This is a genomic window from Actinosynnema sp. NPDC023794 (genome assembly GCF_040639675.1).
Taxonomy (GTDB): domain Bacteria; phylum Actinomycetota; class Actinomycetes; order Mycobacteriales; family Pseudonocardiaceae; genus Actinosynnema; species Actinosynnema luteola.
Genome location: NZ_JBFAFR010000002.1, coordinates 404,986 through 429,018, shown reverse-complemented (window position 1 = coordinate 429,018; position 24,033 = coordinate 404,986). Strand labels below are relative to the sequence as shown.

Annotated in this window: 27 protein-coding genes; 4 read left to right on the top strand and 23 right to left on the bottom strand. The window is 72.2% G+C overall.

What is annotated here, in order from left to right; genetic code table 11:
- From AB0H12_RS06595 to thyX, 3 genes are all read right to left on the bottom strand, one after another.
- Window positions 1–1,452, bottom strand: a complete 1,452-nt coding sequence (locus AB0H12_RS06595; protein WP_499621318.1) for a serine/threonine-protein kinase — start codon at window positions 1,450–1,452, stop codon at window positions 1–3.
- Window positions 1,453–1,519: 67 nt separating this feature from the next.
- Window positions 1,520–1,909 (bottom strand): ACT domain-containing protein, encoded by a 390-nt coding sequence (locus tag AB0H12_RS06590; RefSeq protein ID WP_499621316.1) that lies wholly within the window; start codon window positions 1,907–1,909, stop codon window positions 1,520–1,522.
- A gap of 6 nt (window positions 1,910–1,915) precedes the next feature.
- Entirely contained in the window at window positions 1,916–2,665 is a 750-nt protein-coding gene (gene thyX / locus AB0H12_RS06585; protein WP_499621314.1) for an FAD-dependent thymidylate synthase, read from the bottom strand.
- Between the two features lie 165 nt (window positions 2,666–2,830).
- On the opposite strand from thyX, the gene AB0H12_RS06580 reads away from it, so the two are divergent.
- Both AB0H12_RS06580 and AB0H12_RS06575 read left to right on the top strand, forming a co-directional pair.
- Window positions 2,831–3,349 carry a toxin-antitoxin system HicB family antitoxin gene (locus tag AB0H12_RS06580; RefSeq protein ID WP_230570263.1) on the top strand — a complete coding sequence of 173 codons (519 nt, stop codon included), beginning with the start codon at window positions 2,831–2,833 and terminating at the stop codon, window positions 3,347–3,349.
- A gap of 9 nt (window positions 3,350–3,358) precedes the next feature.
- The gene (locus tag AB0H12_RS06575) at window positions 3,359–4,249 is read left to right on the top strand and encodes a DUF4097 family beta strand repeat-containing protein (protein ID WP_499621312.1); all 891 of its coding nucleotides are present in this window, start codon (window positions 3,359–3,361) and stop codon (window positions 4,247–4,249) included.
- A gap of 59 nt (window positions 4,250–4,308) precedes the next feature.
- On the opposite strand, the gene AB0H12_RS06570 is transcribed toward AB0H12_RS06575, so the two are convergent.
- The 4 genes from AB0H12_RS06570 to AB0H12_RS06555 form a co-directional block, all read right to left on the bottom strand.
- Window positions 4,309–4,896, bottom strand: a complete 588-nt coding sequence (locus AB0H12_RS06570) for a TetR/AcrR family transcriptional regulator (protein ID WP_499621310.1) — start codon at window positions 4,894–4,896, stop codon at window positions 4,309–4,311.
- Between the two features lie 70 nt (window positions 4,897–4,966).
- Window positions 4,967–5,980, bottom strand: a complete 1,014-nt coding sequence (locus AB0H12_RS06565) for an aldo/keto reductase (protein ID WP_499621309.1) — start codon at window positions 5,978–5,980, stop codon at window positions 4,967–4,969.
- 63 nt (window positions 5,981–6,043) lie between these two features.
- Complete coding sequence (locus AB0H12_RS06560; RefSeq protein WP_499621308.1) at window positions 6,044–7,255, bottom strand: winged helix-turn-helix domain-containing protein; 1,212 nt, start codon at window positions 7,253–7,255, stop codon at window positions 6,044–6,046.
- The gene (locus AB0H12_RS06555) at window positions 7,245–8,141 is read right to left on the bottom strand and encodes an EamA family transporter (protein WP_499621306.1); all 897 of its coding nucleotides are present in this window, start codon (window positions 8,139–8,141) and stop codon (window positions 7,245–7,247) included. The genes AB0H12_RS06560 and AB0H12_RS06555 overlap by 11 nt, the downstream gene beginning before the upstream one ends.
- A gap of 123 nt (window positions 8,142–8,264) precedes the next feature.
- Here AB0H12_RS06555 and AB0H12_RS06550 point away from each other — a divergent pair, with 123 nt between their 5' ends.
- Together AB0H12_RS06550 and AB0H12_RS06545 are read left to right on the top strand one after the other, a co-directional pair.
- The gene (locus tag AB0H12_RS06550) at window positions 8,265–8,816 is read left to right on the top strand and encodes a GNAT family N-acetyltransferase (protein ID WP_499621304.1); all 552 of its coding nucleotides are present in this window, start codon (window positions 8,265–8,267) and stop codon (window positions 8,814–8,816) included.
- Between the two features lie 21 nt (window positions 8,817–8,837).
- A complete protein-coding gene (locus AB0H12_RS06545) occupies window positions 8,838–9,338 on the top strand; it encodes a YqaA family protein (protein ID WP_230570271.1) in 501 nt (166 codons plus the stop codon).
- Here the strand turns inward: AB0H12_RS06545 and AB0H12_RS06540 are convergent.
- The 16 genes from AB0H12_RS06540 to rbfA all read right to left on the bottom strand — a co-directional run bounded on the left by AB0H12_RS06540 (window position 9,286) and on the right by rbfA (window position 24,029).
- A complete protein-coding gene (locus AB0H12_RS06540; protein ID WP_499621303.1) occupies window positions 9,286–9,663 on the bottom strand; it encodes a hypothetical protein in 378 nt (125 codons plus the stop codon). The two genes, AB0H12_RS06545 and AB0H12_RS06540, sit on opposite strands and share 53 nt — an antisense overlap.
- 64 nt (window positions 9,664–9,727) lie before the next feature.
- Window positions 9,728–10,507 carry a cellulose-binding domain-containing protein gene (locus tag AB0H12_RS06535; protein WP_499621302.1) on the bottom strand — a complete coding sequence of 260 codons (780 nt, stop codon included), beginning with the start codon at window positions 10,505–10,507 and terminating at the stop codon, window positions 9,728–9,730.
- A gap of 226 nt (window positions 10,508–10,733) precedes the next feature.
- Window positions 10,734–11,189 (bottom strand): tetratricopeptide repeat protein, encoded by a 456-nt coding sequence (locus tag AB0H12_RS06530; protein ID WP_499621300.1) that lies wholly within the window; start codon window positions 11,187–11,189, stop codon window positions 10,734–10,736.
- A 37-nt stretch (window positions 11,190–11,226) separates the two neighbouring features.
- Complete coding sequence (gene dapB, locus AB0H12_RS06525) at window positions 11,227–11,985, bottom strand: 4-hydroxy-tetrahydrodipicolinate reductase (protein ID WP_499621298.1); 759 nt, start codon at window positions 11,983–11,985, stop codon at window positions 11,227–11,229.
- Window positions 11,982–13,289 (bottom strand): M16 family metallopeptidase, encoded by a 1,308-nt coding sequence (locus tag AB0H12_RS06520; RefSeq protein WP_499621778.1) that lies wholly within the window; start codon window positions 13,287–13,289, stop codon window positions 11,982–11,984. Before AB0H12_RS06520 ends, dapB begins: the two co-directional genes overlap by 4 nt.
- 95 nt (window positions 13,290–13,384) lie before the next feature.
- Window positions 13,385–15,622 carry a polyribonucleotide nucleotidyltransferase gene (locus tag AB0H12_RS06515; RefSeq protein ID WP_230570275.1) on the bottom strand — a complete coding sequence of 746 codons (2,238 nt, stop codon included), beginning with the start codon at window positions 15,620–15,622 and terminating at the stop codon, window positions 13,385–13,387.
- Between the two features lie 223 nt (window positions 15,623–15,845).
- Complete coding sequence (rpsO, locus tag AB0H12_RS06510) at window positions 15,846–16,115, bottom strand: 30S ribosomal protein S15 (protein WP_230570276.1); 270 nt, start codon at window positions 16,113–16,115, stop codon at window positions 15,846–15,848.
- Window positions 16,116–16,237: 122 nt separating this feature from the next.
- Window positions 16,238–16,690: a 2'-5' RNA ligase family protein gene (locus AB0H12_RS06505; RefSeq protein WP_230570277.1), complete on the bottom strand. Its 453-nt coding sequence runs from the start codon at window positions 16,688–16,690 to the stop codon at window positions 16,238–16,240.
- Between the two features lie 17 nt (window positions 16,691–16,707).
- Complete coding sequence (locus tag AB0H12_RS06500; RefSeq protein WP_230570278.1) at window positions 16,708–17,196, bottom strand: helix-turn-helix domain-containing protein; 489 nt, start codon at window positions 17,194–17,196, stop codon at window positions 16,708–16,710.
- 91 nt (window positions 17,197–17,287) lie between these two features.
- Complete coding sequence (locus AB0H12_RS06495; protein WP_499621296.1) at window positions 17,288–18,229, bottom strand: bifunctional riboflavin kinase/FAD synthetase; 942 nt, start codon at window positions 18,227–18,229, stop codon at window positions 17,288–17,290.
- A gap of 46 nt (window positions 18,230–18,275) precedes the next feature.
- Window positions 18,276–18,689, bottom strand: coding sequence for a hypothetical protein (locus tag AB0H12_RS06490; RefSeq protein ID WP_499621294.1), 414 nt, complete (start codon window positions 18,687–18,689; stop codon window positions 18,276–18,278).
- Window positions 18,690–18,706: 17 nt separating this feature from the next.
- A complete protein-coding gene (truB, locus tag AB0H12_RS06485) occupies window positions 18,707–19,567 on the bottom strand; it encodes a tRNA pseudouridine(55) synthase TruB (protein WP_499621293.1) in 861 nt (286 codons plus the stop codon).
- Window positions 19,568–19,635: 68 nt separating this feature from the next.
- Window positions 19,636–20,985 (bottom strand): MFS transporter, encoded by a 1,350-nt coding sequence (locus tag AB0H12_RS06480; RefSeq protein ID WP_499621291.1) that lies wholly within the window; start codon window positions 20,983–20,985, stop codon window positions 19,636–19,638.
- A 102-nt stretch (window positions 20,986–21,087) separates the two neighbouring features.
- Window positions 21,088–22,386 carry an MATE family efflux transporter gene (locus AB0H12_RS06475; protein ID WP_499621290.1) on the bottom strand — a complete coding sequence of 433 codons (1,299 nt, stop codon included), beginning with the start codon at window positions 22,384–22,386 and terminating at the stop codon, window positions 21,088–21,090.
- A 106-nt stretch (window positions 22,387–22,492) separates the two neighbouring features.
- Window positions 22,493–23,482 (bottom strand): DHH family phosphoesterase, encoded by a 990-nt coding sequence (locus AB0H12_RS06470; protein ID WP_499621777.1) that lies wholly within the window; start codon window positions 23,480–23,482, stop codon window positions 22,493–22,495.
- A gap of 97 nt (window positions 23,483–23,579) precedes the next feature.
- On the bottom strand, window positions 23,580–24,029 hold the full coding sequence (gene rbfA, locus AB0H12_RS06465; protein WP_123746043.1) for a 30S ribosome-binding factor RbfA: 450 nt from the start codon (window positions 24,027–24,029) through the stop codon (window positions 23,580–23,582).
- Between the last annotated feature and the right edge of the window lie 4 nt (window positions 24,030–24,033).

The window sequence follows — 24,033 nt, the reverse complement described above, 5'->3', positions numbered from 1 at the left end:
TTACTTGGCGTACAGCCGGTCCTTCAGCGCGGTGCCGTCCTTGTTCCACAGCACGCAGGCCACGTCGCGGTAGCGCTTGTCCGAGGACGAGGAGTTGGACGGGTCCTCCGCCCACACGCCCGAGGTGGGCACGACGGCGACGTAGCGGAGCTTGGACTCCTTGTCCTCCACGGGCACCCGCTCGGACATGAAGTGCAGCGTGCAGTAGTTCTCCGCGTACCCGCGCAGCCACTCGTCGCCCGGGTAGGGCATCTTGTCCGACCCGAACGGCTCCGCCGCCGCGTAGACCTCGACCCGGTGCGGCTCGTCGCAGTCGGTGTAGTTGACCGTGGTGTTGGGGTCGACCAGGTTGTCGCCGCACTGCCCGGCGCCCGCCTTGAACTGGGCGGGCTCGATCGTGCCGCCCGGCCCGTAGGTGACCGTCTCGGCCATCGCGGCGGGCGACTGCTCGGTGAACAACCACCGGCCGAGGAACACGCCGCCGACCAGCAGCGACACCGCCGCCACCGCCGTGCCGGTGATCAGCAGGCCCTTGAGCCACGGCTTCCGCACGGCGGTGGGCGGGGTGTAGTGCATGGTCGGGTTCGGCGCGCCGAACCCGGTCGGCGGCGTCGGGTGGGCCGCCGCGCGTTCCAGCATGGCGCGCGCCTGCGGGCCGGTCAGCCGGGCGTTCGGGTCGGGCATCATCAGGCCGGTGATCACCGCGCCGAGCACGCCGTGCGCCCTGGTCAGGCGGGGCATCTCGTTCATGATCGCGTGCAGGGTGGACGCGGTGGTCGGCCGGTCGTACGGGTTGGCGCCCTCGACGGCGTAGCAGAGCGTCGCGCCGAGCGCCCACAGGTCGGAGGCGGGCGAGGCCTCGTTGCCGTGGATGCGTTCCGGCGACATGTAGGCGGGCGAGCCGATGAGGCTGCCGCTGGTGGTCAGCCGCGGGTCGTCCACGGCCTGGGCGATGCCGAAGTCGGTGAGCTTCACCCGGCCGTTGGGCGTGACCATGAGGTTGCCGGGCTTGACGTCGCGGTGCACGATCCCGGCCTGGTGCGCGGAGTCCAGGGCGGACAGCGCCTGGATGGCCATCGAGATGACCCGGTCCTGCGGCATCGGGCCGTGCGCGCTGATCATAGTGGACAGCGTGGCGGCCTCGACCAGCTCCATCACGATGTAGTTCATGCCGTGCTCGGCGACCACGTCGTACACGGTGACCACGCCCGGGTCGTTCAGCCGGCCCGCGGTGCGCGCCTCGCGCATCACCCGTTCCTCCAGCACCCGGCGCTCTTCCAGCGCGATGCCGTCGGGCAGGTGCAGCTCCTTGATGGCGACCTGGCGGCCGATCACGTTGTCCTGGGCGCGCCAGACGACGCCCATGCCGCCGCGTCCCAGCTCGGCGAGCAGGGTGTACCTGCCCGCGATCACGCGGGGTTGAGCGCTCACACCTTGCGTCGGACCAGTCACCGTCACTCCTCGAAACCCGCGGACCGGGCGGAACGCTACTTCAGACCGCGCATCACCCGATCCGGTTTCACGGTTTCGTGACTTCGTGTCCGGACGACCGCAGCGCCTGCACGGCGCGGGCCAGGTCGCCGGACTTCACCAGCAGGTGGTCGGTGTCGTAGGTGGACAGCGCGAACAGGCTCACGCCCGCCGCGGCCAGTTCACCCGACAGGGCGGCCATGATGCCGGTGAGGGTGAACTCCAGCGGACCGCGCACGGTCAGCAACCGCCAGCCGGGTTGCGCGGTCTCCGCCTCCGGCGCGCGCTCGGCCGGGCACACGATCGACAGCTCGTCGGGTGTCCTGGTCACCGAGACCAGGCCGGGCGCGTCGAGCAGCCCGGCCGGGACCGGCGCGTCGGCCGGCAGCCGCGCGACCGTGTACTCGCCCGGCTGGACGTCGACGATCAGCCGCTTCACCGGCCGTCAGCCTTCGGTGACCAGCGGGCTGGAGGCGACCTCGGTGCCGTCGGCCAGGGTGGAGATGGTGAAGTCGGCGAACACGTTGGCCGCCGCCTTCTGCAGCTGGCGCAGGCACTCCACGGCCAGCGCGCGGATCTCCACGTCGGCGTGCTCGGTGGCGCGCATGGCGATGAAGTGCCGCCACGCGCGGTAGTTCCCGGTCACCACGATGCGGGTCTCGGTGGCGTTGGGCAGGATCGCCCTGGCCGCCTGGCGCGCCTGCTTGCGGCGCAGGGTGGCGCTGGGCACGTCGGAGAACTTCTCCTCCAGGCCCTTGAGCAGCTCGTTGTAGGCGTCGACGCTCGCCTGCGCGGCGGCGAGGAACTTCTCGTGCAGCTCCGGGTCGTTCGCGATGACGTCCGGCTCGACCATGGCGGCGTTGCGCTCGGGCACGTACCGCTGGGACAGCTGCGAGTACGAGAAGTGGCGGTGCCGGATCAGCTCGTGCGTGAGCGAGCGGGAGATGCCGGTCAGGTAGAAGCTGACCGAGCCGTGCTCCAGCACGGACAGGTGGCCGACCTCGATGATGTGCTTGATGTAGCCGGCGTTCGTGGCGGTGGCCGGGTTCGGCTTGGTCCACGACTGGTAGCACGCGCGCCCGGCGAACTCCGCCAGCGCCTCGCCGCCGTCGGCGTCGGTGGACCACGGGACGCCGTCCGGGGGGAAGAACTCCGTCTTCGCGATCAACTGCACCTTCGGCGCCACCGTCTCCATGGCTCGAACCCTAACCGAAGCCGTCCGCGCCGTTGCCCGACACCGGCGCTGCACCGCCGCCGTTCGGCCCACGGGGCGGCGTCCGTTCGCGGCGCGCACAGTGACGTCATGAACGACGTCACCCATGTCCTTGACTGATGTCAGATTTGACGTCATCGTGGTGTCATGGATCTGTCGCCGTACATCGCAGCACTGCGCGAGGACCTCGCGACGGCCGCGTCCGCCGGGGACGACAACACCCGGCGCACCGCGGCCCTGCTGTCCGCAGCCCTGGAGCCCGCCGCGCGGCTCGCGCTCATGAACGCGCTGTCCGACCTGGCCGCGGAGGTCACCGCGGCCCTCGACGGCCCTGTCGTCGACGTGCGGTTGGACGGACGGGACGTGCAGGTGGTCGTCACCGGCACGGCCGCTCGGGAGGAACACGAACCCGAGCCGCAGGAAGTTCCCCGGCCCTCCGCCGGTGACGCCACGCGCGTCACCCTGCGGCTGCTGGACGAGCTGAAGTCGAAGGCCGAGCAAGCCGCCGCGGCCCAGGGGATGTCGCTGAACACGTTCGTCGCGCAGGCCGTGCAGGGGGCGGTCGGCGGGCGGCGCGGTGGCCACAAGCACTGGGGGCCGCCGAAGGACCAGTCGGGCGGCGAATCGTCGTCGTCCTCCCGCGTGCGCGGCTGGGTGCAGGGCTGAGGGGGGATCATGGAATCGGATGTCGTCGTTCGGCAGCAGAGCTTCGAGGTCGACGGGGCCGTGGAGGTCGACGTGGCGCTGCTCGCCGGCCGGGTGCGGGTGCACCTGGTCGACGAGCCGGGCGTGCACGTCGAGGTCAAGCACGACCCGTCGCCGGGTGAGTCGTGGGCCGCGGGCCTGTCCGGGTTGCTGAGCTGGGTGAACGACCAGTTCGGCAACGGCCGCGGGCAGCCGGCGGGACCGGCGGAGGCGGTGCGCGACGCCCGGCTCGAGCTGTCGGGCGGGCGGGTGACGGTGCACTCGTCCAAGGCGCTGCCGCTGCGCGCCGTGCCGTTGAGCGTGACGGTGCGGGCGCCGGCCGGCTCCCACGTGATCACCAAGGCCGGTTCGGCGGAGGTGACCGTGACCGGCGCGGCGGGTCGACTGGAGGTCCAGACCGGCACCGGTGACGTGACCGCAGATCGCGCGGACGCGTCGTCGCAGGTCAACTCGGGTTCGGGCAAGTTGAGGCTCGGGCCGATGCTCGGCGGGCTGCGGGCGAAGACCGGCAGCGGCGACGTCGAGGTGTCGTCGATCGGCGGGAACACCGTGATCTACACGGGCACCGGCGACGTGTGGCTGGGCGCCGTGCAGAGCGACGTGCAGGTGCGGACGGGCGGCGGTGACGTCACCATCGCCGACGCCGCGTCCGGCAAGGTCCAGCTGGGCACCGGCTCGGGCGACGTCCGCGTCGGCGTGCGGCCCGGCGTGGCCGCGCAGGTCGACCTGGCCTCCAGCTCGGGCTCGGCGCGCAGCGACCTCGACGTCTCCGACACGCCGCCGGCGGACGAGCCGTCCCTGTTCATCACCGGCCGGACCGGCAGCGGCACCGCCCTGGTGACCACGGCGACCACCGCCTGACCGTCGAACCCGGACCAAGCCGCGGCGTGCGCACCCCCGATGCGCGCGCCGCGGTTTCCCTACGGGCGGGCCCGGAGTCCCGCCACCAGGAGGGAAACCACGGCGTCGAACGACTCGTCGACGTCCGGCGCGGACCAGTCGCCGGCGTGGGCCGGGTCGTGGAAGCGTGCCGTGGCGTCGAAGACGGCCTTGGCGCTGACGGCCGGGTCCGGGGTGGCGAAGTCGCCGGAGGCCACGCCGTCGGCGACGATCCTGGTGAGGTCCTCGACCATCGCCGCGATGTGCGCGGCGACGACGGCGCTGTTCTCGTTCACCAGCACGGAGAACGTGGCGAACAGCTCCGGGTCGCCCAGGGCCTTCCTGCGCTTGGCCTCGAAGAGCGCGGCCAGCCAGGCGCGCAGGCGCTGAGGCGCGGGTGCGTCGGCGGCGACCAGCTCCGCCAAGCCCGCGTGCGCGCGGTCGAGCCAGCGCTGGGTGACGGCCTCGCGCAGCGCCGTCTTGGTCGGGAAGTGCCGGTAGACGCTGCCGTGGCTCACACCGAGGGCGCGGGCCACGTCCACCACGGTCGCCTTGGCCGGGCCGAAGCGGCGGAGGACGTCCTCCGTGGTGCTGAGGATGTCCTCCGCGGTCAGTGCGCCTTCCGCCACGTGGTGCTCCCTGGTGTCGCCGGCTGGTCCGGTCAATTGTGCGCGCACCGGCCGACCGCCCCGGCCGCGGTCAGCGCTCGCTGTCCAGGTGCGCCATGAGGGCCGGCGCGTAGCGCTCGCCCGCCGCGGCGTCGGCCGGGACCGCCGCCTCGATCCGGGTCAGGTCCGACTCGGTGAGGGTGACGTCCAGCGCGCCGAGGGCCTCGGTCAGCCGGTCGCGGCGGCGCGCGCCCACCAGCGGGACGATGTCCTCGCCCTGGGCCAGGACCCAGGCGATCGCCAGCTGCGCGACCGTCGCGCCCTTCTCGGCGGCCACCGCGCGCAGGGCCTCCACCAGCGACAGGTTGTGGTCGAGGTTGTCGCCCTGGAACCGCGGCGAGACCGCGCGGAAGTCGTCGGCCCGCCTGGACGCCGTCCAGTGGCCCGAGATCAGGCCGCGCGACAGCACGCCGTACGCCGTGACGCCGATGCCCAGTTCGCGGGCGGTGGGGAGGATCTCCTCCTCGATGCCCCGGGAGATCAGCGAGTACTCGATCTGGAGGTCGACGATCGGGTGCACGGCGTCGGCCCGGCGCAGCGTGTCCGCGCCGACCTCGGACAGGCCGATGTGGCGGACGTGGCCCTTCTCGACCTCCTCCTTGATCGCGCCCACGGTCTCCTCGATCGGGACGGCCGGGTCGAGGCGGGCCGGGCGGTAGACGTCGACGTGGTCCGTGCCGAGCCGGCGCAGCGTGTAGGCGAGGAAGTTGCGCACGGCCCCCGGCCTGGCGTCGTTGCCGTGCCAGCCGCCGTCCGCGTCGCGCAGCGCGCCGAACTTGACGCTGATCGCCACGTCGTCGCGGTTGCGGTCGCGCAGGGCCTGGCGGATCAGCAGCTCGTTGTGGCCCATGCCGTAGAAGTCGCCCGTGTCGAGCAGCGTCACGCCCGCGTCGACGGCGGCGTGGATGGTGGCCACGCTCTCCGCCTCGTCGGCCGGGCCGTACAGGTCCGACATGCCCATGCAGCCGAGGCCGAGCGCCGACACCTCGGGACCGGTCGTGCCCAGGACCCGACGCCGGGTCACGCGGTGGGTGGAGTTCGTCATGACTCCACTATGAGACTTGGGATGACAGATTTCAAATTCTGTCAGCCCACCAGGTGGTGGACATCACCGCGCCACCGCCTTCAGCACCCCGGCGAGATCGCCCTTGAGCACGACCTCCACGTCGTCCAGCTCCAGCCAGTCCGCCATGTGCCGCAGCTCGGAGGCCAGTTCGACCGCGACCCGGCCCACGTCCGCGCCCGGCTCGGCGTACGCCGCCTGCACCCGCAGCACGCCCGCCGCCCGGTCCGCCTTCAGGTCGACCCGCCCCACCAGCTCGCCGTCCAGCAGGAACGGGAACACGTAGTAGCCGTGCACCCGCTTCGGCGCGGGCACGTAGATCTCGATCCGGTAGAAGAAGTCGAAGATCCGCTCGGTCCGGGCCCGTTCCCAGATCAGCGGGTCGAACGGGCACAGCAACGCCCGCCCGGTGATCCGCCGCGGCACGCGCGCCTCGACGTGCCGGTACGCGGGCACGCCCCACCCCCGCACCTCGACCGGCTCCAGCACCCCCGCCTCGACCAGCTCCGCCACGGCCTGCCGACTGCGCGCGGGCTGCAACCGGTAGTAGTCACGCAGGTCGGGCTCGGTCGCCACGCCCATCGCCGTCGCCGCACGCGCCACCAGCTCCCGCGCGCCCTCCTCCGCGGACACCGACAGCCGCCGCGCCAGCACCTCCGGCGGCAGCACGCGTTCGCTCAGGTCGTACAGCCGCTCGAAACCGCGCCGCGTCCCGGTCGTCAGCACGCCCTCGCCGAACAGGTACTCGCACACCTTCTTGACCTCGGACCAGTTCCAGCCCCAGTGGTCCTTCGCCCGCGGCCCGCCACCGGCCAACGCCTTCTCGATCGCGCCCGCGCCGAGCGGCCCCAGTTCCTTCACCACCGCCAGGATGTCGTCCACGAGCTGCGGCGAGCGCTCGGCGACCGTCGTGTAGTTCTTCCACCAGCCGGGGCGCTTGGCCCCGGAGTGCAGCAACGGCCAGTCCTCCACCGGCACCAGGCTCGCCTCGTGCGCCCAGTACTCCACCAGCAGTCGCGGCTTGCGCACGCCGTGCGACCACGCCGCGTCGTCCACCAGGGACGGCGCGTAGGCCCCGAGCCTGCTGAACAACGGCATGTAGTGCGCGCGGACGGCGACGTTCACCGAGTCCAGCTGCAACAACCGGATCCGGGACAGCACCTTCCGCAGGTGCCGCCGGTCGGGCGCGGAGGCTGGCCGGGGGTCGGCGAAACCCTGTGCGCCCAAGGCGATGCGGCGAGCGACGTCAGCGTTCATCTTCTGCACGGCTGGATACTCCCACCGGGGTACGACGTTTCCGCTCGGCCCGAACCACCAGCACCACCGCCAGCACCACCAGCAGACCGCCGAGCAGCTGCACCACCCCGAACCGCTCGTCGGCCAGCCACACCCCGAGCACCACCGCGATCACCGGGTTCACGTACGCGTAGGTCGCCACGGTCGACACCGGCAACTGCCCCAGCACGTACACGTACGAGCTGAACGCCAGCAACGACCCGAACACCACCAGGTAGCCCCACGCCACCCACGACGACGTGGTGATCTCGCCGAACGACACCCGTTCCCCGGCGACCAGCCCCGCCACCGTCAACGCCGTCCCCCCGGCCAGCATCTCCACCGCGGACAGCGCGAACGGGTTCGCCGGCGTGTCCAGCCGACTGCTCAGGAACGACCCCAGCGCCCACCCGAACGCCGCCAGCAGCACCACCCACGGTCCCCACCACGACGAATCGCCCATGTCGTCCGACAACAACACGGCCAGCCCCACCAGACCGATGGCCACCCCCGCGTACGTCACGCCGTGCGGCCGTTCACCGGCGAACCGCCGCATCAGCACCACGTACAGCGGCACGGACGCCACCAGCAGCGCCGCCAACCCCGACGCCACCGACTGCTCGGCCAGCACCACGAGCCCGTTGCCCCAGGCGGGCAGCAGCAGCCCCAGCAGCACCGCCGAGCCGAACTGCCGCCACGTCATCCGCAGCCCGCCGCGCCAGGCCACCACCGCCGCCAGCACCGCGCCGGCGACCAGGAACCGCGTGCCGCCCGACAACAGCGGCGGCATCGACTCGATGGTGAACTTGATGCCCAGGTAGGTCGAACCCCAGACCACGTACACGACGCCCAACGCTGCCCAACGCACGTCACCGACGCTTTCACGCCGGCACGGGTGGAATCACGCGGATTTCCGCCGCGGAGCCGTGACATCGGACTCCCCCGGCTCCGCACGTCGAGCGCGCCCCGCCTGCCGGATAGGGTGCCGCCCATGGCCGACGCCACCGTGCGCACCGCACAGCCCGACGACGTGGCGGAGATCGCCCGCATCCACCGAGACACCTGGCGCACCGCCTACCGGGACATCGTCCCCGCCGAGGTGCTGCAAGCCATCGACGTCGACCAGACCGCTCCCGCGTGGGCCGAGGCGGTCGGGCACGGTCAGGTGTTCGTCGCCACCGAGGGCACGTGGACGGTCGGTTTCTGCGTCGCCGGGATGGCGCCCGAAGAAGAAGTAGCGCACGCGGACGGCTCGCTGCCCGAGGACGCGGCGACGACGGCGCTGGTGAGCGTGCTCGTGGAACCGCGCTGGGCACGGCGCGGGCACGGCGGCAGGCTCCTCGCCACGGCCGCCTCCCACCTGCGTGAAGCCGGCGCCACGAGGGGTGTCGCGTGGGTGCCCGAGGCGGACAAGGCGTCGATCGGCTTCTACGGCAGGGCCGACTGGGAGGCCGACGGCACGGTCCGCACCCTGGACGCCGGCGGGCGGCCGTTGCGGGAAATAAGGGTTACCGGGGGGTTGACCCTACTGCTCTTGCCGTGACCGCACGGGTAGCCTCACCAAGTGCTCGGGTGGTTGTGCCTCACGTTCAGCGTCGCCTTCGGCTCCGCGCTGGTACCCCTCATCAGCATCGAGATCTTCGTCATCGGACTGGTCACCCAGCAACCGGGCATCTCGTGGTGGTGGATCGGTATCGCGGTCGCCGTCGGCCAGGTGCTGGGCAAGATGTTCTACTTCCTGGCCGCCCGCGGCTCGCTGCACCTGCCCGCGTTCATGAGGCGCAAGGTGAAGCCGGCCAAGGCGTTATCGCCGTGGCGGCTCAAGTGGAAGGCCAGGTTGGAGTGGGTGCGCGTGCGCTGCCACCGCCACCCGCACTGGATGTTCGGCACGCACGCGGTGAGCTCCGTGGTCGGCCTGCCGCCGTTCATGTTCACCACCGTGCTGGCGGGCCTGGCAGGCATGTCGTCCTGGCTGTTCATCTCGACCAGCGTGGCCGGCCGGTTCGCCCGGTTCAGCGTGCTCGCCGCCTCACCTGCCGCGGTGGCTGGCTGGTGGGTGCACTGACGGCGCGCTGGTGGCGCACCAGGCGCTGCTCGGGCAGCACCAGCCCGTAGTGGTCGTGCAGCTCGGCCTGCTCGGCCTCCGAGAGGTCCCGGTCGCCGACCTTCGGGGCGTCCTCCACCTCGCGCTTCTCGACCGGCACCACGAGCCTGCGGTCGCGCACCTGGGCACCGCGGATCGGGACGAGCGTCGTGCCGCCGTCGCTGCGCACCGAGGCCCACAGCGGCCGGTCACCGGCCAGCCACACCCCCGCGACCGGTCCGATGGGCCGGCCGTGCCGATCCAGCACGTCACAGTCGTAGAGGCGGTCCACCGCTGTGCGATCCATGCCTCTTCGGCTACCCCGCCACTCGGCTGAGCGCACGGTGAACCACCCGGTCGTGTGACCCTCCTCAGGGCCGCTCGTCGGGGCGCTCACCCACCCGTCCGAGGTGGCGGCGCACGACGAGCAGGACGGCGATGCCCACGGCCGCCACGAGCAGGCTGATGACCAGGCCGAGGCGCAGCGCGTCCACCCCGCTGTCGGGGCTCACCTCCGCGGACAGCACGACCGCGGGCTTCGGCGACGCGGTCGGCCAGGTGAACGTGCCGGAGGCCGCCACCGACGACTCCGACGGCCCGGTCGTGGCCGACGACGAGGTCGTGGACACCGACGTCGTGGTGGTCGTCGTCGTGGTGGTCGTGGCGGACGGCTCGGTCGTGAGCGACGGCGTGGACGACGGCGCCGGGGCGCCACTCGTGGTGCCCACGGTCACGGGGGAGCCCGTGCACGGCACGCCGTCCACGGTGAACGACGTCGGCGCGGGGTTGCTGCCCGACCAGGTGCCGTTGAAGCCGACCGACACCGACCTGCCCGTGGGCACCGAACCGTTGTGGGAGGCGTTCTTCACCCGCACGGTGCTCCCGCTCTGGGTGAACACGCCGTTCCACGTCTCGGAGGTGACCCGCTGCCCGGCGGTGAACGTCCACTCCAGGGTCCAGCCCGACAGCGGGTCGCCGAGGTTGGTCACGGTGACGCGCGCGCCGAACCCGCTTCGCCACTGGTCGGTGATGTCGTAGTCGACGTCGCAGCCGACCGCGGCGCGCGCCGTGGCCATCGGGGTGAGAAGACCGGTCGCGACCAGGGCCGCGGCGACGGCGAGGGCCGCCCGGACGATCCGAGCGAAGGGCATGGGCACTCCTGGGACGGGCGGCGGTTCGCCTGATTCTTCCCCGGGGAGCCGGCGTGGTCAGCCGAGCGTGAGCGCGATGCCGAGCGCGACGACGACGACCACGCAGGCAACGGTCAGCCGCAGGTTCTCGCAGGTCTTCGCCACAGCACCCACGGTAACCACACCTGCGGAAGATCCAAGGCAACAGAGCGTGAAGACCGAATGAATCGGGCTTCACTCGAACGACTTACGCCCGATTCGTCGGCAGGGAGAACAGGTCGATCGCTTTCCTCATGGTCTCGCGGGCCCGGCCGCGGTCGCCGGCCAGGTCGTAGGCCTGCGCCAGCAGGAACCACGACCGCCAGTCCTCCGGGCGCGCCTCGACGTCGACCCGGCGCTCCTCGAACCAGGCGTCGGCCGCCTCCCGGTCCACCCGGCCGGACGGGCGGCGCGACAGCCCGGACGTGTCGAGGAGACCGCCCTCGGCGTCGAGCTGCCGCGCCATCCGCTCGGTGGTGAAGCCGAACCTGAGGTTCGTCCACGCGATCCACGCGCCGATCAGCGGCAGCACGAGCACGCCGACGCCGAGGCCGACGCCGACCGGGTCGCCGGTGCCGAGCAGCACCACGGCCCGGCCGCCGAGCAGCACGAAGTACACCGCGAGCGCGGCGGTGATCACGAACACTGCGGTGCGGGTCTTCACGGTGTCGGCTTCACGGTGTCGGCTGCCCCGGGTCGGGTCAGAGGTCCATGTACTTGTCGAGCCCCACGGAGAGCCCGGGGTGCTGCGCGATCGACCGCACGGCCAGCAGCACGCCCGGCATGAACGACTTGCGGTCCAGCGAGTCGTGCCGCAGCGTCAGCGTCTCGCCCTCCGTGCCGAACACGACCTCCTGGTGCGCGATCAGCCCGGCCACGCGCAGCGAGTGCACCCGCACGTCGTCCACGAGCGTCCCACGCGCGCCGGGGGCCTCCTGCGTGGTCGCGTCCGGCATCGGGCCGACGCCCGCCGCCTCACGCGCCTGCGAGATCAGCCGGGCCGTGTGCGCGGCGGTGCCGGAGGGCGCGTCCACCTTGCGCGGGTGGTGCAGCTCGATGACCTCGGCCGACTCGTAGTACGGGGCGGCCAGCTCCGCGAACCGCATGGACAGCACGGCGCCGATGGCGAAGTTCGGCGCCACCAGCACGCCCAGCCCCGGCTTCGCGTCGAGCCACTCGGCGACCGTGCCCAGCCGCTGCGCGTCGAACCCGGAGGTGCCGACGACGGCGTGGATGTCGTTGTCCACGCAGAACCGGATGTTGTCCATCACCACCTCGGGGCTGGTGAAGTCGACCGCGACCTGGGCGCCGGCGTCGGCCAGGTTGAACAGCCAGTCACCCGCGTCGACCATGGCCACGACGTCCATGTCGCCGGCGGCCTCGACCGCGCGGCACACCTCGGCGCCCATGCGGCCCCTGGCCCCGATGACGCCTACGCGGAGTGGTTCTGCGGAACTCAAGAGATCACCTCGTGCACCTGGGACGGCAGATCGTCGGCGTGAGCGTAAGGGCCGACCACGGCGGCGGCGACGGGACGTCGCAGCAAGTCCTTCGCCAACGCGGCGACGTCGGCCGCGGTGACCTCGTCGATGCGCGCCAACGTCTGCTCGACCGACAGGTAGTCGCCGTAGTTCAGCTCGCCCTTGCCGATGCGCGACATCCGCGAACTGGTGTCCTCCAGGCCGAGCACGAGCCCGCCGCGCAGCTGGCCCTTGCCGCGGGCCACCTCCGCGTCGCTCAGCCCGTCACGGGCCACGGTGGACAGCACGCCGCGCACCACGCCGGCCACGTCGCCGAGCCGGTCCGGCTGGCAGCCCGCGTAGACCGACAACGTGCCCGCGTCGGCGTAGAGGCCGACCGACGAGTACACCTGGTACGCCAGGCCGCGCCGTTCCCTGACCTCCTGGAACAGCCGAGAGCTCATCCCGCCGCCCAACGCGGCGTTGAGCACGTTCAACGCGAACCGGCGCTCGTCGTGCCGGTCGAGCCCGCGCACGCCCAGCATCAGGTGCGCCTGCTCGGTGTCGTCGGAGTGCAGCACCAGCTTGCGCGAACCCGGGATGCGCGCCCGGCCCGCCCGGGGCGCGACAGGCGTGCCGACGCGGTCGAGCCGGTCGCCGATCTGCTTGCGCACCAAGCGCATCACGTGCGCGTGGTCGATGTTGCCCGCCACGGCGAGCACCATCCGCGGCAGCGTGTAGCGCTTCTTGTAGAAGCCGAACAGCGCGTCGCGGTCCATGTCCCCGATGGACTGCTCGGTGCCCAGCACCGGGCGGCCCAGCGCGTGCTCGCCCAGCAGGGCGTCCAGGAACGCGTCGTGCAGCAGGTCTTCCGGGTCGTCGTCGCGCATGGCGATCTCTTCGAGCACCACGCCGCGCTCGGTCTCGAAGTCGCGCGGCTCGCACAGCGCGTCGAACACCACGTCGCACACCAGGTCCATCGCCAGCGGCAGGTCCTCGTCCAGGACGTGCGCGTAGTAGCAGGTGTGCTCCTTGGCGGTGAACGCGTTCAGCTCGCCGCCGACCGCGTCGATCTCCTCGGCGATCTCCGCCGCCGTGCGGTTCGCCGTGCCCTTGAACAGCAGGTGTTCCAGGTAGTGCGCGGCGCCCGCGACCTCGACCCGCTCGTCGCGCGACCCGACCTGCACCCACAGGCCGACCGACGCCGACCGGACGCCGGGGATGCGCTCGGTGATGACCCGCAGGCCGGAGGGCAGCACGCTGCGGCGCACGGCGACGCCCGCGTCACCGCGTTCCAGCGACATCGTGCTGCCCGGCTTCTGCAGGTGCCCGGGCCTGCGCGTAAGCGGACGGCCGCGGGTGCCCGAAGCACCCGCGGCCGTCCCGTTGACGCTCTTCGTCACTGCGCGTTGGCCTCGGCAGGTGCGGTGTCCTGCACGGGCGCGTCGCCGGCCGGGGCCTGCTCCGCGTCGTCGCTGACCAGGACCAGGCTGATCTTGCCGCGCTGGTCGATGTCGGCGATCTCGACCTGGAGCTTGTCGCCGACCTTGACGACGTCCTCCACCTTGTTGATGCGCTTGCCGTTGCCCAGCTTCGAGATGTGGATCAGGCCGTCCTTGCCCGGGAGCAGGGACACGAACGCGCCGAACGCCGCGGTCTTCACCACGGTGCCCAGGAAGCGCTCGCCCACCTTCGGCAGCTGCGGGTTCGCGATCGCGTTGATCAGGCCGATCGCGGCCTCGGCCGACGGGCCGTCCGCCGCGCCGACGTAGATCGTGCCGTCGTCCTCGATGGAGATGTCGGCGCCGGTCTGCTCGGTGATCGAGTTGATCATCTTGCCCTTCGGGCCGATGACCTCGCCGATCTTGTCGGTCGGGATCTTGACCGACGTCACGCGCGGCGCGAACGGGCTCATCTCGTCCGGGCTGTCGATGGCCTCGGCCATGACCTCCAGGATGGTCAGGCGCGCGTCGCGGGCCTGGCCCAGGGCCGCGCCGAGCACCTCGGACGGGATGCCGTCCAGCTTGGTGTCCAGCTGCAGCGCGGTGACGAACTCCTTGGTGCCGGCGACCTTGAAGTCCATGTCGCCGAACGCGTCCTCGGCGCCGAGGATGTCGGTCAGCGCGACGTACTCCGTCTTGCCGTCGACCTCGTCGGACACCAGGCCCATGGCGATGCCCGAGACCGGCGCCTTCAGCGGCACGCCGGCGTTGAGCAGCGACATCGTGGACGCGCAGACCGAGCCCATGGACGTCGAGCCGTTGGAGCTCAGCGCCTCGGAGACCTGGCGGATCGCGTAGGGGAACTCCTCGCGCTTGGGCAGCACGGGCATCAGCGCCCGCTCGGCCAGCGCGCCGTGGCCGATCTCGCGGCGCTTGGGCGAGCCCACGCGGCCGGTCTCACCGGTGGAGAACGGCGGGAAGTTGTAGTGGTGCAGGTAGCGCTTGTGCGTCTCCGGGGCCAGCGAGTCGATCTGCTGCTCCATGCGCAGCATGTTCAGCGTGGTGACACCCAGGATCTGGGTCTCGCCGCGCTCGAACAGCGCCGAGCCGTGCGCCCGCGGGATCAGCTCGACCTCGGCCGACAGCGACCGGATCTCGGTGAGGCCGCGGCCGTCGATGCGGACCTTGTCGCGCAGGATGCGCTGGCGGACCAGCTTCTTGGTCAGCGAGCGGAACGCCGCGCCGACCTCCTTCTCGCGACCCTCGAACTGCTCGGCCAGCTTCTCCAGCACCGACGCCTTGATCTCGTCGATGCGGGACTCGCGCTCCTGCTTGCCACCGATGGTCATCGCCTGACCCAGCTCGCCGGCCGCGGCCTGCTCGACGGCCTCGAAGGCGTCGGGCTGGTAGGCCGGGTAGGTCGGGAACTCGCCGGTGGCCTTCGCCGCGACCTGCGCCAGCTGGGCCTGCGCGTCGCACAGCGCCTTGATGAACGGCTTCGACGCCTCCAGACCGGCGGCGACGACCTCTTCGGTCGGCGCCTGCGCGCCCTCGCCGATCAGGTCGATGACGTTGTCGGTGGCCTCGGCCTCGACCATCATGATCGCGACGTCGTCACCGACGACGCGGCCGGCGACGACCATGTCGAACACGGCCTTCTCCAGCTGCTCGTGGGTCGGGAACGCCACCCACTGGCCCTCGATGAGCGCCACCCGGACGCCGCCGATGGGGCCCGAGAACGGCAGGCCCGCCAGCTGCGTGGACGCCGACGCGGCGTTGATCGCCACGACGTCGTACAGGTCGGCCGGGTTCAGGCTCATCACCGTGATGACGACCTGGATCTCGTTGCGCAGACCGTCCACGAAGGACGGGCGCAGCGGCCGGTCGATGAGGCGACAGGTCAGGATCGCGTCGGTCGACGGGCGACCCTCGCGGCGGAAGAACGAGCCGGGGATGCGGCCCGCGGCGTACATGCGCTCCTCGACGTCCACCGTGAGGGGGAAGAAGTCGAAGTGCTCCTTGGGGTGCTTCGACGCCGTCGTCGCCGACAGCAGCATCGTCTCGTCGTCCAGGTAGGCGACGACCGAGCCCGCCGCCTGGCGGGCCAGGCGACCGGTCTCGAAGCGGATGGTGCGCGTGCCGAACCGACCGTTGTCGATCGTGGCGGAAGTCTCGTGGACCTCGATGTCCGTCATATGGGTACTCCTCGTCATGCGGGTCACAGCGCGCTCATGGCGCGGGATCGCGGTTCGGACGAGGCCGGTCTTCGATCGAAGTCCCCTGGGGTTTCCTCTACCAGGGGGCCACTACCGAGGACCGGCGAACTGTCGTCCCGGGCGCCGCGCGTGCTTCCCTCGTCTTGTTTTCGATTAACGCCGAGGGGGAGTGACCTTGGTGGTCACTCCCCCTCGGCAAGGATCACCTGCGCAGGCCGAGCCGCCCGATGAGGGCGCGGTAGCGCTGGATGTCCACCTTCTGGAGGTAGTTGAGCAGCCGGCGGCGACGGCCGACCAGCAACAGCAGGCCCCGACGCGAGTGGTGGTCGTGCTTGTGCTGCTTCAGGTGCTCCGTCAGGTCGGCGATGCGCTTGCTCAGCAGCGCGACCTGGGCCTCGGCCGAACCGGTGTCCGTGTCGTGGACGCCGTACTCGGTGAGGATGGTCTTCTTCTGCTCGGTGGTCAGTGCCACGTGCTCATTGCTCCTTGTGCTGGTTAAGTGCCGTGCGGCCCCACGTGAGCGGGGTAGTCGGTACTGGCCGCCACGGACCGCAGCCAGACCCAAATGTCGAGGTTACCAGCAGTGGTGACGCGTTACCCGTTTGCCGTGCTCAAGGGCACTCGGTCGAGCACCGAGTAGCCCTCGGCCGGGTGGCTGCGGACCAGGGCGACCTCAGTGACCGTCCACTCACGACCGGTGAACTCCACGTGCGGCAGCACGGCGCCGCGGGCCACGGTCACGTGCGGTCGCCAGTCCGGCGGCACGCGGGCCGCCTCACCCAGCTCGGCCAGCTCGCCGTCCACCCCGATCCACAGCACCTGGCGGAACGTGCCGCTGCCGCGCAGCCTCAGCACGGGCGCGGTCACGCGGTCGAGGCCGTCGAGCTGACCGGCGGGCTCGGCCTCGCCGAAGAACCGGACGGTGACGTGCCAGCGGGCCGGGTGCTGCCAGCGCAGCCGGGGGTGCGCGGCGCGGAACGGGCGGAGGGCGTCGTGCAGCTCGTCGACGACGTCGGCGGGCGGGAAGATGGCGGAGAAGAGGCTCACGGGCGGGGCGGGGCGGGTCAGGCGTCGCGGACCTTGCCCGCGCGGCGCAGCAGCTCGGCCAGGGCCGGGAAGTCCTCGCCGAGCACGTCGGCGGCCTGCGACAGCTCGCGGCCGTCGGCCAGGCGGCGCAGGAACGGGAACACCACGGCCTCGTCGTCCGCGCTGCCGTTCACCGGCAGCGAGTCGCGGCTCACGGTCGGCTTCGACTGGCGGACGTCCTCCAGCGCGCGCTGCAACGCGTCGGGCGAGCCGGACGCGACGTCGGGGGTGAGGACCTTGCGCTCCAGCATGATCATCCGGGCCAGCACGGACGGGTTGCCGATCTTGGCCCGCCGTCCGCTCATGACCTGGCTCAGCATCGGCGCGCTGATGCCGAGCACGTCCGCGAGCTGGGCCTGGGAGACGCTGAACGCGACCACGAGCCGGCGCACCCGGTCGCCCAAGGGTTCCCCGTACCACTCCCGCTGCAACGCGAGATTGCGCTGGACGATCTTGTGGTCCTCCACCTTCGCCTCTCCCCTGACCGACGGACGTGACAGGCATCCTGCCAGGTCGTGCCGTGTCGCACGGTCGGTTCCACCCACCTGGTTCAACCGGTCAGGCGTCACCCGGATCCAGCAGGAGGTCACGCGCCGTGGCCACGTCGCGGTGCATCTGCTCCAGCAGCGACTCGACGCTGTCGAACTTCACCATGTCCCGCAGCCGGTCCACGAAGTCGAGCGCGACCCGCTGGCCGTAGAAGTCCTCGTCGACGTCGAGCACGAATGCCTCGACCCGCCGTTCCCGGCCGGAGAACGTCGGGTTGGTGCCCACGCTCACCGCGGCCTTGAGGCGGCGGCCCGAGCCGTGCACGAACCAGCACGCGTACACGCCGTCCGCGGGCACGGCGGCGAACCGCGCGGTCGACAGGTTGGCCGTGGGGAAGCCCAGTTCCTTGCCGCGGCCGTCGCCGCGCACCACGATGCCCTCCAGCCGGTGCGGCCGGCCGAGCGCCTGCGCCGCGGCGGCCACGTCGCCCGCGTCGATGCACGCCCGGATGTAGGTCGACGAGTACGTCACGCTGTCGTCGGTCACCAGGTCCGCCCCCTCGGTCACGAAACCGAATCTCTTGCCCAGCTCGCGCAGCAGGGTCACGTTCCCCGCCGCCTTGTGGCCGAACGTGAAGTTCTCCCCCACCACCACGGCCGCCACGTGCAGCCGGTCCACCAGCACCTCGTGCGCGAACTCGTCGGCGGGCGTGCGCGAGAGCTCCGCGGTGAACGGGATCACGCAGAACACGTCGACGCCGAGGCCCTCGACCAGCTCGGCGCGCCGGCGCAGGCTGGTCAGCTGCGCCGGGTGGCTGCCCGGCCGGACCACTTCGGACGGGTGCGGGTCGAAGGTGATGAGGACGCTCGGCACGCCCTTGTCCTCGGCCAACCCGACCGCACGACCGATCAGCGCTTGGTGCCCTCGGTGGACGCCGTCGAACACGCCGATGGTCACCACGCAGCGGCCCCAGCCGCCGGGTAGGTGGTCGAGCCCTCTCCAGCGTTGCACGCGGGCCAGCCTAGGCGGTCGGCCCCGGCGCGCCGTCCGAGGTCGGCTAGTCGTGGCGGATGTCGCGACCGGCCTGGTGGACGGTGCCGCCGTCGCGCGCGACCGCGTTCTGGTTGATCGTGGTCGGCGAGTTGACCGTGACCGGGCCGAGGTTGCCACCCTGCACCGCGGCGCCGTGCACGGTGCCGCTGATGCTGTTGCGCACGTTCGCGGTGGGCGGCTGTGGCTCGGCGGCGGCCGGTTCGGCCGGTTCGGCCGGTTCGGACCGCTCGGCCGGTTCGCCCGGCGGCGTCGGGGCCGGAGCTTGCACGCGCAGGGCGATGACCACGCCCAACGCGGTGAGCAGCACGACCGTCGCCCAAGCCCACGGGTTCGCGCGGCCGTCGGTGGCGAGGTTGATAGCCACCCCCGTGGCCGACGTCACCACACCGGCCGCGGCCGGCCACACCCATCTCGACATGGCGTCCACGGTAGGCCCTAGCCGCTCGGCGTGAGTACCACCAACGGCTTGGCGATCGGACCCTCGTCCTTCGCCAGCGCCACCACGTGGCCGTCCGGGCCGAACACGCCGTACGTGCCGTCCAGCCCGCCCGCGGCCAGCCGTTGGCCGTGCGAGAGGGCGACCGCCTCGCGCGGCGCGATCTCGCGGCGGGGGAACGCGGTGGACACGGCCGCGTCCAGGTCCAGGGACAGGCCCGGCGCGCTCTCCAGCTGCTCCAGCGTCTTGGCCACGCGCAGGTCGAACGGGCCGACGCGGGTGCGGCGCAGGGCCGCCAGGTGGCCGCCGACACCCAGGTCCGCGCCGAGGTCACGGGCCAGCGCGCGCACGTAGGTCCCGGACGAGCACTCCACCATCACGTCGAGCTCGGTGACGCCCTCGCCCTCGCGGCGGACCGACAGCACGTCGAAGCGGTGCACCGTCACCGGGCGCGCCGGGATCTCCACCGTCTCGCCGGCGCGGACCCGCGCGTAGGCGCGCTTGCCGTCGATCTTCACCGCGCTCACCGCGCTGGGCACCTGCTCGATCGCGCCGGTCAACTTCGCCACACCGGCCCGGATCGCGTCCTCGTCCACTTCGGACGCGTCGGCCGTGGACAGCACCTCGCCCTCGGCGTCGTCGGTCGTGGTGGACGAGCCGAGGCGGATCGTCGACAGGTACGCCTTGCTGTCCAGCGCGAGGTGGCCGAGCAGCTTGGTGGCCCGCTCGATGCCGAGCACGAGCACGCCGGTCGCCATCGGGTCGAGCGTGCCCGCGTGCCCGACCTTGCGGGTGCCGAGGATGCGGCGGACCTTGGCCACCACGTCGTGGGAGGTCATGCCGTCGGGCTTGTCGATCACGACGAGGCCGGGCGGGACGGGTGGCCCAGAGGGACGAACACGAGAAGATGCGGACACGGACGAGGATCCTAGGCCTCGACCAGAGCGCGCTTGTCGGCTGCGCCCGCGATCACGTCCCACCGGCGGCGGCGCAACTGCACGGGCACGGACTCGCCCCGGTCCTCGGCGGCGAACACCGCGGCGCGCGCTCGACGCCACCACACCACCGTGCGCCACAGGCCCACCAGCACCACCGCCACCACGGACAGGAACGCGATCCGGTACGCCTGCGGCGCCGGGAGCACGGGCTCCACCACGTCCAGCAGCACGCCGACGACCAGGGCGGTGAACGTGATCGCGGCGAACCCGCCGACGTTGGCCACGCCGGTCGCCGTGCTGACCCGGTGCAGCGGGTTGTAGTCGCGCACCAGCGCGAACGCCACACCAGAGGCCGGGCTGCCCAGCGCAAGCACCGCGAACACCGCGTACAGCGCGGGCGTCGGCAGCACACCGCCCGGCCAGCCGAGCAGCACGGCCCAGGACAGCACGGCCGCGGCCAGGTAGGCGCCGACGATCGGCATCCGCCACTCCGGCCGGTTGCCGATCACCGTGCCCATCACCGGCCCGGTCACGATCGCCACCAGCACCAGCGTGCTCAGCACCGCCGACGCCGACGGCCGCGACAGGCCCTGCGCCTCGACCAGGTACGGGAAACCCCACAGCAAGCCGAGCACGGCGGGCGCCGACATCGACGTGAAGTGCACCCAGAACCCGAGACGGGTGCTCGGCTCGCGCCACGCGTCCTTCACCTTCGCCCCCACCGCGCGCAACGGCACCGGTTCGACCGCGGGCTGCGGCACGCCGTCGGGCACCGCGCGCACGCGCCACGCGACCACCGCCGCGTACGCCGCCGTGGCGAGACCCGCGACCAGGAACGTCACCGTCCAGCCCGCGTTGTCCAGCAGCAACGTCAGCGGCACGGTCGCGACCAGGTTGCCCGCGCCGCCCAGCGCGGCGGACAGCGTCATGACCAGGGTGAACCGGCGGGGCGGGAAGTGGGCGGCGGCCAGGCGCAGCACGCTGACCCACGTCATGGCGTCGCCGACGCCGAGCACCGCGCGTGCGGCCAGGCCGAGCGGGTAGGACTCGGCGAGCGCGAACAGGGTCTGGCCGACGCCCATGAGCAGGGCGGCGGCGGTGAGCACGCGGCGCGGGCCGAAGCGGTCCACCAGCAGGCCGGTGGGGATCTGCATCAGCGCGTAGAGGCCGATCTGCAGCACGGTGAACGTGCCGAGCGCGGCGGGTCCGACGGCGAAGCGGTCGCTCGCCTCCAGGCCGGCCACGCCGAGCGAGGTCCGGTGGAACAGGGCGGCGATGTAGACGAGGACGGCGGTTGACCAGATCAGCCACGCGTGTTTCGTGGCACGATCGACCGGCAAGGTGAATCTCCTAGGCTTCCGTGCGGCAGCACTCGCAGTATCGAGAAACAGTTGCCTGTTGTTAACGATTCCTGAGGGTGCCGAACACCACATCACGCCTGGTCACACCACGCCTACGCGAGCCCACTCCCCCGATCGGGTCCGCCACAGCACCAGCACGAGCCGCAGCACCATGAACGCCGACAGGCCGCTCCAGATCCCGATCAGCCCCCAGCCGAACGCGTAGGACGCCCACACCAGCGGCAGGAAGCCGAGCGCCGCCGAGGTCAGCGTCGCGGTGCGCAGGAACGCCGCGTCGCCCGCGCCGAGCAGCACGCCGTCCAGCGCGAACACCACGCCCGCGATCGGCTGCAGGCCCACGAAGAACCACCAGGCGTGCGGTATCTCGTCCAGCACGGCCCGGTCGCTGGTGAACACCATCGGCAGCGGGCCGGACAGCGCCGCGAACGCGACGCCGAGCAGCACGCCGAACCACAGCCCGTACCCGGTCACCTGCCAGGCGAACCGACGTGCCTGCTCGCGGCGTTCCGCGCCGAGCGCCGCGCCGACGATCGACTGGGCGGCGATCGCCAGCGAGTCCAGCACGAGCGCGAGGAACGTCCACAGCTGCAACACGACCTGGTGCGCGCCGACCGCGCCGACCGACGTGCGCGCGGCCACCGACGCGGCGGACAGGAAGCACGCCTGGAACGCGAGGCTGCGCAGGACGAGGTCCCGGCCGAGGCCCAGCTGGGCCCGCATGCGCCGCCGGTCGGGCCGCAGGCTCACCCGTTCCGAGCGCAGCGCCTTGAGGAACAGCCCGGCCGAGAGCACCTGGGCGATCACGTTCGCGACCGCCGAGCCCTCCAGGCCCCAGTGCGCGCCGTGCACCAGGAGCGGGCACAACACCGCCGAGATGGCGTTGCCGACGAGCACGTACCGCAGCGGGCGGCGGGTGTCCTGCACGCCGCGCATCCAGCCGTTGCCGGCCATCGTGACCAGCACGAACGGCGCGCCGAACAACGCGATCCGCAGCCACGCGACGGCGTTGTCGGCCACCTCGCCGCCACCGCCGAGCAGCCGTGCGGCGGGACCGGCCAGCAGCTGCCCGAGCACGATCACCAGCGCGCCGACGGCCAGCGCCAGCCACGTCGCCTGCACGCCCTCCTCGACCGCCTCACGCCGCCGGTCCGCGCCGAACAGCCGTGCCGTGCGCGCCGTCGTGCCGTAGGAGAGGAACGTCAACTGGGTCGCGACCTGCGTGAACAGCACGCCGCCCACCGCGAGGCCGGCCAGCGGCAGCGCGCCGAGGTGCCCGACGACCGCCGTGTCCACCAGCACGTACAGCGGCTCGGCCGCCAGCACCACCAGCGCGGGCGCGGCCAACCCGACCACCCTCCGCGCCGGAACCCGCTCCTCCACCTGATCCCCTCAATGCCCGACACACGCGTCCCGAACGCAGGACTCTCGCGTGAGTCCTACGCCCAGAACGCGTGAGTCCTACGTTGGGAACACCCGAGTTCAACGCTCAGGACCGCGCGGTCACGGTCTCCAGGGCGGCACGCAGGCTCGCCAGCACCTCATCGGCCTCGCCGGAGGCGGTGAAGCCCGCGGCCAGCCGGTGGCCACCACCGCCGAGCAGCTGCGCCACCTCTCGCACGTCCACCGCGCTCACCGCGCGCAACGACACCGACCACGACGACGGCCGCAGCTCCTTCAGCACCGCCGCCACCTCGGCCTCGGCCGTGGTCCGCACCAGGTCGACCACGCTCTCGACCTCCTCGGGCCGCAGCCCGGCGGCGTCCTCCAACGTCACGACGGCGTGCGCGAACCCCAGCCCGCCCGCCGCCTCGCGCTCCAGGCGCGCCCGGCCCAGCACCTTCGCCAACATGCCCAAGTACCCGAACGGGTGAGAGTCCATCAACGGCCGGGCCACGGCCTCGGCGTCCACCCCGGCCGCGAGCAGCCGGGCGGCCACCTCGTGCGTCGTGGCCGACGCGTGCCGGAACGACCGCGTGTCCGTCACCAGACCCGCGTACACGCACCGGGCCACCGGCTCGTCCAGCTCGACCCCCAGCACGTCCAGCAGCCGCAGCACCACGAGCGCGGTCGCCTCGGCCCGGTCGTCCACCACGTTCACGTGCCCGAACCCCGGGTTCGACACGTGGTGGTCCACCACCACCACCACACCGGCGGTGGACACCCGATCGGCCAGCGGGCCGAGCCGCCCGACACTGCCCGTGTCCAACGCGACCAGCACCGGCGGCGCGGCGGGCACGGCGGACGCGGGCACCAGCAGCCCCGCCACGTCCAAGTCCCGCAACGTCTCCGGCACCTCGGCCGGCGCGCCGAACGACACCCGGACCACCGCGCCCCGGCGGTGCAGGACCAGCCCCAGCGCCAACGCGCTGCCCAGCGCGTCCGCGTCGGGGTTCACGTGCGCCAGCAGCGTCACGTCGGTGGCGGTGGACAGGACGCGAGCGGCCTCCGCGAGGTCCGCGCTCAAGTCGCCGGACACGCGGAGGCCGTCGGACACGCGGACACCGTCGGACGCGCTCGGGTCGTGAGACGCGCTCGGGTCGTTCAAGCTCGGATCGTTGTGCACGGCGAGAACGCTAGTCGGCGTCCTCGGCCTCGCGCGGAGGCTTGTACGGGTCGGGCTCGCCCGCCGGCTCCGCGCCGTGCGCGATGCGCGCCACCTCGGCGTCCAGCTCCCGCGCCTTGGCCAGCAGTTCGTCCATCCGACGCGCCTCGGCGGGCACGTTGTCGGTGACGAACGACAGGGTCGGCGTGAACCGGACACCGGTCTGCTGGCCGACCATGGTGCGCAGCACGCCCTTGGCCTTCTCCAGCGCCGCCGCGGCGCCCGCGAGGTCCGGCTCGGAGTCCAGCTTCTCGCCGAGCACGGTGTAGTAGATCGTCGCGTCGTGCAGGTCGCCGGTCACCCTCGTGTCCGTGATGGTGACGCGAGCCAGCCGCGGGTCCTTCACCTCGTGCTCCAGCGCGGAAGCCACGATCTGCGAGATCCGCTTGGCCAGCTTGCGAGCCCGTGCCTGGTCGGCCACGGCG

Bases quoted from the DNA above. Each gene is read 5' to 3' on its own strand.
- thyX (WP_499621314.1), bottom strand. From the start codon at position 2,665: ATGGAGACGGTGGCGCCGAAGGTGCAGTTGATCGCGAAGACGGAGTTC.
- AB0H12_RS06580 (WP_230570263.1), top strand. From the start codon at position 2,831: ATGGATCTGTCGCCGTACATCGCAGCACTGCGCGAGGACCTCGCGACG.
- AB0H12_RS06575 (WP_499621312.1), top strand. From the start codon at position 3,359: ATGGAATCGGATGTCGTCGTTCGGCAGCAGAGCTTCGAGGTCGACGGG.
- AB0H12_RS06565 (WP_499621309.1), bottom strand. From the start codon at position 5,980: ATGACGAACTCCACCCACCGCGTGACCCGGCGTCGGGTCCTGGGCACG.
- AB0H12_RS06560 (WP_499621308.1), bottom strand. From the start codon at position 7,255: ATGAACGCTGACGTCGCTCGCCGCATCGCCTTGGGCGCACAGGGTTTC.
- AB0H12_RS06550 (WP_499621304.1), top strand. From the start codon at position 8,265: ATGGCCGACGCCACCGTGCGCACCGCACAGCCCGACGACGTGGCGGAG.
- AB0H12_RS06540 (WP_499621303.1), bottom strand. From the start codon at position 9,663: ATGGATCGCACAGCGGTGGACCGCCTCTACGACTGTGACGTGCTGGAT.
- AB0H12_RS06535 (WP_499621302.1), bottom strand. From the start codon at position 10,507: ATGCCCTTCGCTCGGATCGTCCGGGCGGCCCTCGCCGTCGCCGCGGCC.
- AB0H12_RS06520 (WP_499621778.1), bottom strand. From the start codon at position 13,289: ATGTCGCTGGAACGCGGTGACGCGGGCGTCGCCGTGCGCCGCAGCGTG.
- AB0H12_RS06515 (WP_230570275.1), bottom strand. From the start codon at position 15,622: ATGACGGACATCGAGGTCCACGAGACTTCCGCCACGATCGACAACGGT.
- AB0H12_RS06490 (WP_499621294.1), bottom strand. From the start codon at position 18,689: ATGTCGAGATGGGTGTGGCCGGCCGCGGCCGGTGTGGTGACGTCGGCC.